We start from the raw sequence: 6763 nt of genomic DNA on the forward strand, positions 1-6763 counted from the left end.
GGCCCGGACGTCACGGCCCTGCGGGCCGCGGGACAGCGGATGCTCGACGCCATCGCCTATCTGGCCGGTTAACCGAACTACGGCCTCGGGGCGGTCTCGTGCGGCGGGCCTCGTCAGGGTGGCCCGCCGCACAGAGCCCGGTTTTTGGCTGTCGTTAGCCGACGGTCAGTCCGTTGTGCTTGGCTTGCTTCCCGGCTGCTTTGCCGATTTCTTTCTTCTGGTGGTGGGTCGGCTTGACTTTCTCGGCTGGGGCGGCGTGCTGGGAAGTAATCGCGGTCGTCGGAGCGGCATTCGCCGTCGCGATTCCGATACTGAGCAGCCCGGCCGTTCCGACACTCATGGCCAGCAAAGATGCGTACGTAATTCGTTTCAGGCTCATTATGCCAACTCCACTCCTTCTCGGGAAGTCCCGGCACTCGCCGTGACATACAGAACGATAACGGGCAAAACCCGGAAGGTACTAAGCCCGGCTTATGAGTTTGCTGATGATATATGCATTGCTAATTCAAGTAGCGCAGCTGAAATTTATCGCTCGCCGCGGCGGCGTCGTTACAGTGCGCAGCTCAGGCCTTTCGGGGGTCTTCGGGCGACTTCAAATGCAGCGGACTGGCCTGATCGGTCGACGTACGTCGGCCACTAGTGGAACGATTGGGGTGTGACGAATCGAAACCGAGGATCGAAGGAAAAAGCCAACGCCGGCGTCCGTCCGCACGTCATCGTCCTGTTCGGTGCGACAGGCGACCTGGCCCGCCGCAAGCTGCTTCCCGGCCTATTTCATCTCTCTTTGTCGAAGCTGGCGCCAGAACTGCGCATCGTCGGCACCTCCCTGGAGGAACTCGATGACGACGGATTTCGGGAGCTGGCCGGGGAGGCATGCGAGGAATTCTCCCGCCACGAGGTGCCCGAGGAAGAGCTCAAACAGTGGCTGAAGAACCTCCGGTACGTGCCCCAGGGCAATGGTGCGGGCGAACTCTCCGCCACCGTGAGTGACCAGGCCGCGAACTTGGAGGGTGACGTCCGGCTGCTGCACTATTTGAGTGTTCCGCCCAGCGCGGTGATCCCCGTCGTCGAGACGTTGCAGGAAGCGGGTCTGGCCAAGGGCGCCGCGTTGGTGATGGAAAAGCCGTTCGGCGTCGATCTGGACAGCGCCGTCGAGTTGAACGACTCGATCCACGAGACGTTCGACGAGTCGCAAATCTTCCGCATCGACCATTTCCTGGGCAAGGAGGCGGCGCAGAACATCCTCGCCTTCCGATTCGCCAACGGTTTGTTCGAGCCGATATGGAACCGAACCTTCATCGACCACATCCAGATCGATGTTCCCGAGAAACTCACTTTGGAGGGGCGGGCAAAGTTCTACGAGCCGCTCGGTGCCTTCAAAGACATGGTCGTGACGCATCTGTTCCAGATACTCGGATTCGTCGCGATGGAGCCGCCTACAGCGCTGGCTTCCGCTGCCATCAGCGCCGAGAAGAACAAAGTATTCAGTTCGATGGTGCCGATCGACCCGCACAACGTGGTGCGCGGGCAGTACCGCGGGTATCGCGACGAGCCCGGGGTCTCATCGGACTCCGATGCCGACACTTTCGTAGCGCTCAAGTGCGAGATCGACAACTGGCGCTGGGCCGGGGTGCCGTTCTATCTGCGCACCGGGAAGTGTCTGGCCGAGGGTCAGCGAATCATCTCGATCGCTTTCCGGGAGCCGCCCAAGAGCATGTTTCCGCCGGACGCGGGCGTCGGCGCTCAAGGTACGGACCATCTCACCTTCGACCTCGCCGACGAGTTCAAGGTGTCGCTGTCGTTCTACGGCAAACGGCCGGGACCTGGAATGAAGCTGGCCAAGCACAGTCTGCAGTTCGGGCTGGCCGAGACCGACTCTGTCACCGACGTCCTGGAGGGCTACGAACGGCTCATTCTGGATGCGATGCGCGGCGACCACACGCTCTACACGACGTCGGACGGCATCGAACGGCTGTGGGAGGTCTCAGAGCCGCTGCTGGTCGAGCCGCCGCCGGTGCGCGGGTATGACGTCGGCTCATGGGGGCCGAACGCCATCCACCAGCTGATCGCGCCGAACGCGTGGCGGCTCCCGTTCGACCGAACCTGGCGCGGCAAGTGAGTGGTTAACGGCTGTTCGGCGCATCCGACGCGCGCGACACGCGCGACGCGTGCGATCACCCGCATTTCCTGCGGTGCTGGGCTCATGGGACTCGTAGCCGACCGGCCTCGGTGCGTTGATTGGTTCGCCGATGAGCTGGAATCCCCTGTAAGACGCGGATTTAACGGCACTTCCACGGTTTCGGCGGGCTGCGGCGGCGCCTGGCCGGCTCACTGCGGGAAATCAGCGGCGCAGCTTGCCGCTCGGGCCGTACGCTGGGCGTTCGTAACGTGAAGCAGGGGGTCGGGTTAGATTTCGTCAGACAGCGTGGGTACGGTCGTTTGCGCTGGCTGGACTATCCGGCTGAGAAAAGTACAGTTCGATGGCTATCGATGATGATGACGAATGAGACGGAGGAATCGTGGCCCTTCCCCAGTTGACCGACGAGCAGCGCGCCGCCGCGTTGGAGAAGGCTGCTGCCGCACGTCGAGCGCGAGCTGAGCTCAAGGATCGGCTGAAGCGCGGCGGCACCAACCTCAAGCAGGTGCTCAAGGACGCCGAGACCGATGAGGTCCTGGGCAAGATGAAGGTGTCCGCACTGCTGGAAGCGTTGCCAAAGGTCGGCAAGGTCAAGGCACAGGAGATCATGACCGAACTCGAGATCGCCCCTACCCGCCGCCTGCGCGGTCTCGGCGATCGGCAGCGCAAGGCACTGCTGGAGAAGTTCGGTTCCGCCTAGCACGGCGACGATGCAGGCCAATCGGCCTGAGGAGGAGCCGGGCAGTGAGGGTCTGGGGTCACCAGATTCCTCCAAGCCCGCAGGCCGGGTGATAGTGCTGTCCGGTCCTTCGGCGGTGGGCAAGTCGACGGTGGTGCGCTGTTTGCGGGAGCGGGTACCTGACCTGCATTTCAGTGTGTCGGCCACGACTCGGGCACCACGTCCGGGCGAGGTCGACGGGGTCGACTACCACTTCGTCAGCGCCGAGCATTTCGATCAGCTGATCAAGCGGGACGAGTTGCTGGAGTGGGCCGAAATCCACGGCGGGCTGCACCGCTCAGGCACGCCGGCCGGCCCGATCCGGGAAGCCACCGCGCGCGGCTACCCGGTCCTGATCGAAGTCGACTTGGCCGGCGCCCGGGCGGTCAAAGCGGCGATGCCCGAGGCGATCACCGTGTTTCTGGCGCCGCCTAGTTGGGCGGCGTTGGAGGCCCGGCTGGTCGGTCGCGGGACCGAGACACCCGAGGTCATCGAGCGCCGGCTGGCGACGGCCCGCGCGGAGCTGGCAGCTCAGAGCGACTTCGACGAAGTCGTGGTAAATCGCCGATTGGAGACTGCGTGCGCCGAATTGGTATCCTTGCTGGTGGAAAACGCGCCGGACACGGCGTGATCGGGATTTAGAGTGCCCGCCGCGCCTTCGACTGTGCTCTAGCACTACATCTGTTCGTCAGCACTACATCGCCAGGAGACCGTTCTACGTGAGTACTTCACCATCCGACGCCGCTTTGGCCGCCGTCCCCGCCGTCGATCAATTCGACCCGGCGGCGGGTGGCGTGGGCGCTTATGACACCCCGCTGGGCATCACCAATCCGCCGATCGACGAGTTGCTTGACCGCGTGTCGAGCAAGTACGCGCTGGTGATCTACGCCGCCAAGCGCGCGCGGCAGATCAACGACTACTACAACCAACTCGGCGAGGGCATCCTCGAATACGTCGGCCCGCTGGTCGAGCCCGGCCTGCAGGAGAAGCCGCTGTCGATCGCAATGCGCGAGATCCACTCCGACCTTCTCGAACACACCGAAGGCGAGTAGAACGGCGGCAGGGCCGGCGATGGGCCGTTCGGGCGAAGAGCAGAAGTGATGGACCGCAGACGGATCATCGTCGGCGTCTCTGGCGGCATCGCCGCCTACAAGGCCTGCACCGTCGTCCGCCAGCTCACTGAGGCCGGTCACCAGGTTCGCGTCATCCCGACCGAATCCGCCCTGCGCTTCGTCGGCGCGGCCACCTTCGAGGCGCTGTCCGGTCAACCGGTGCGCACCGGCGTCTTCGACGATGTGCCGCTGGTCCCGCACGTCCACCTCGGACAGGAGGCGGACCTGGTCGTGGTGGCACCGGCCACCGCTGACCTGCTGGCCCGGGCCGCAACAGGGCGGGCCGACGACTTGCTTACCGCGACGCTGCTCACTGCCCGGTGTCCGGTGATGTTCGCGCCGGCGATGCACACCGAGATGTGGCTGCACCCGGCGACCGTTGACAATGTCGCCACCCTGCGCCGACGCGGTGCGGTGGTGCTGGAGCCGGCGTCCGGGCGGCTGACCGGCGCGGACAGCGGGGCGGGCCGGCTGCCCGAAGCCGAGGAAATCACCACGTTGGCCCAGTTGCTGCTGGAGCGCCACGATGCCCTGCCCAACGACCTGGCCGGGTGCAAACTGCTGGTCACCGCCGGCGGCACTCGTGAGCCGATCGACCCGGTGCGTTTCATCGGCAACCGCAGCTCCGGTAAGCAGGGTTACGCGGTGGCCCGGGTGGCCGCTCAGCGCGGCGCCGACGTAACGCTGATCGCCGGACACAACGCCGGACTCGTCGAGCCTGCCGGAGTCGAAGTCGTGCATGTCAGCTCCGCCCAGCAGCTCGCCGACGCGGTGTCCAAACACGCGCCCGGCGTGCACGTGCTGGTGATGGCCGCCGCGGTCGCCGATTTTCGGCCGGCACAGGTCGCCGTCGCCAAGATCAAGAAGGGTCTCGTGGAGCCGCCGGCGATCGACCTTGTGCGCAACGACGACGTGCTGGCCGGGGCAGTGCGCGCCCGCGCGGACGGTCAGCTACCCAACATGCGGGCCATCGTCGGGTTCGCCGCCGAGACCGGCGACGCTGAAGGTGACGTGCTGTTCCACGCTCGGGCCAAGCTGCGCCGCAAAGGCTGTGACCTGTTGGTGGTCAACGCCGTCGGCGAGGGCAAGGCCTTCGAAGTGGACAACAACGACGGTTGGCTGCTGGCCGCCGATGGCACCGAGGTCGCGCTGCGGCACGGCTCCAAGACGTTGATGGCCAGCCGGATCGTGGACGCGATCGTCACCTTCCTGCACGGCGGCGACGGGTAACACGCTCACGGCTTCGCGGGCTCGTAGAGATACTTCCTTATAGGTAGGTCATAGTGCGGTCAAAGGTTGCAATGAGACCGGGGGAGCCGGTTGGATCAGACAGCGCAACGATATAATTTGTCTAACTAACATTCTGAGGATGGCGGAAAGGATGACGGCGTGAGCGAGAACGGTCGGCTGTTCACCAGCGAGTCGGTGACTGAAGGACACCCCGACAAGATCTGCGACGCGATCAGCGACTCGGTGCTCGATGCGCTGTTGGCCGACGACCCGCATTCCCGGGTCGCCGTCGAGACTCTGGTCACCACCGGGCAGGTCCATGTCGTCGGGGAGGTGACCACGACCGCCAAGGAGGCGTTCGCCGACATCACCCGGACCGTGCGCGACCGCATCCTGGAGATCGGCTACGACTCGTCCGAGAAGGGCTTCGACGGTGCTTCGGCCGGCGTCAACATCGGCATCGGTGCGCAGTCGCCCGACATCGCGCAGGGCGTCGACACCGCGCACGAGGCCCGCGTCGAAGGCGCCGCCGACCCGCTGGACGCACAGGGTGCCGGTGACCAGGGCCTGATGTTCGGTTACGCGATCAACGACACTCCCGAACTGATGCCGCTACCCATTGCGCTGGCCCACCGGCTGGCGCGGCGGCTGACCGAAGTGCGCAAGGGCGGTGTGCTGCCCTATCTGCGCCCCGACGGCAAGACTCAGGTGACGATCGCCTACGAAGACAACGAGCCGCGACGGCTGGACACCGTAGTCATCTCCACGCAGCACGCCGCGGACGTCGACCTCGAGAACCTGCTCGTTCCCGACATCCGGGAGAAGGTGGTCAACACCGTCCTCGATGACCTGTCGCACAAGACGCTGGACGCGTCGTCGGTGCGGCTGCTGATCAATCCGACGGGTAAATTCGTCGTCGGAGGACCGATGGGTGACGCCGGCCTGACCGGACGCAAGATCATCGTCGACACCTACGGCGGCTGGGCCCGCCACGGCGGCGGGGCGTTCTCCGGCAAGGACCCGTCGAAGGTGGACCGGTCTGCGGCGTATGCGATGCGCTGGGTCGCCAAGAATGTCGTTGCCGCCGGGCTGGCGGACCGGGTCGAGGTGCAGGTGGCTTACGCCATCGGCAAGGCCGCCCCGGTCGGCCTGTTCGTCGAGACCTTCGGCACCGAGACCGTCGACCCGGCCAAGATCGAGAAAGCCATCGGCGAGGTCTTCGACCTGCGGCCCGGCGCGATCATCCGCGACCTGGACCTGCTGCGCCCGATCTACGCGCAGACCGCGGCTTACGGCCACTTCGGCCGGACCGACATCGAGCTGCCGTGGGAGCAGCTCAGCAAGGTCGACGACCTCAAGCGCGCCATCTAGCACCCGAGAAGCCCGCGCCGACGACCACGTTGTGGAAGTCGGTGTCCTGCCGGCCTGCGGCAGCTAAGCGTGCAGCGCCGCCTTGAGCGCCGCCAGGCCGCGGTCGCGTGCCTCGGCGGCGGCCGGGATGATCAGTGCGAAACTGACGTAGCCGTGCACCAGGGTCGGCTCGCTGGTTAGTTCCACGGGCACTCC

Annotated in this window: 7 protein-coding genes and 1 pseudogene; 6 read left to right on the forward strand and 2 right to left on the reverse strand. The window is 65.5% G+C overall.

Annotation, left to right across the window (positions count from 1 at the left end; translation table 11 throughout):
- Positions 1-154: 154 nt before the first annotated feature.
- Complete coding sequence (locus WA317_RS14265; protein WP_425173654.1) at positions 155-340, reverse strand: hypothetical protein; 186 nt, start codon at positions 338-340, stop codon at positions 155-157.
- A gap of 315 nt (positions 341-655) precedes the next feature.
- On the opposite strand from WA317_RS14265, the gene zwf reads away from it, so the two are divergent.
- From zwf to metK, 6 genes are all read left to right on the forward strand, one after another.
- A complete protein-coding gene (gene zwf, locus WA317_RS14270; RefSeq protein ID WP_425173655.1) occupies positions 656-2119 on the forward strand; it encodes a glucose-6-phosphate dehydrogenase in 1464 nt (487 codons plus the stop codon).
- A 400-nt stretch (positions 2120-2519) separates the two neighbouring features.
- Entirely contained in the window at positions 2520-2837 is a 318-nt protein-coding gene (gene mihF, locus WA317_RS14275; RefSeq protein WP_003920181.1) for an integration host factor, actinobacterial type, read from the forward strand.
- An 88-nt stretch (positions 2838-2925) separates the two neighbouring features.
- Positions 2926-3486 (forward strand): guanylate kinase, encoded by a 561-nt coding sequence (gene gmk / locus WA317_RS14280; protein WP_425173659.1) that lies wholly within the window; start codon positions 2926-2928, stop codon positions 3484-3486.
- An 88-nt stretch (positions 3487-3574) separates the two neighbouring features.
- The gene (gene rpoZ, locus WA317_RS14285) at positions 3575-3907 is read left to right on the forward strand and encodes a DNA-directed RNA polymerase subunit omega (protein WP_425173656.1); all 333 of its coding nucleotides are present in this window, start codon (positions 3575-3577) and stop codon (positions 3905-3907) included.
- A gap of 48 nt (positions 3908-3955) precedes the next feature.
- On the forward strand, positions 3956-5197 hold the full coding sequence (gene coaBC, locus WA317_RS14290; protein WP_425173657.1) for a bifunctional phosphopantothenoylcysteine decarboxylase/phosphopantothenate--cysteine ligase CoaBC: 1242 nt from the start codon (positions 3956-3958) through the stop codon (positions 5195-5197).
- A gap of 159 nt (positions 5198-5356) precedes the next feature.
- Positions 5357-6568 carry a methionine adenosyltransferase gene (metK, locus tag WA317_RS14295; protein ID WP_425173658.1) on the forward strand — a complete coding sequence of 404 codons (1212 nt, stop codon included), beginning with the start codon at positions 5357-5359 and terminating at the stop codon, positions 6566-6568.
- 63 nt (positions 6569-6631) lie between these two features.
- On the opposite strand, the pseudogene WA317_RS14300 reads toward metK, so the two are convergent.
- Positions 6632-6763: pseudogene (locus tag WA317_RS14300) on the reverse strand (lipase); the annotation flags it as partial.

The organism is Mycobacterium sp., from assembly GCF_049802695.1.
Taxonomy (GTDB): domain Bacteria; phylum Actinomycetota; class Actinomycetes; order Mycobacteriales; family Mycobacteriaceae; genus Mycobacterium.

Bases quoted from the DNA above. Each gene is read 5' to 3' on its own strand.
- WA317_RS14265 (WP_425173654.1), bottom strand. From the start codon at position 340: ATGAGTGTCGGAACGGCCGGGCTGCTCAGTATCGGAATCGCGACGGCG.
- coaBC (WP_425173657.1), top strand. From the start codon at position 3,956: ATGGACCGCAGACGGATCATCGTCGGCGTCTCTGGCGGCATCGCCGCC.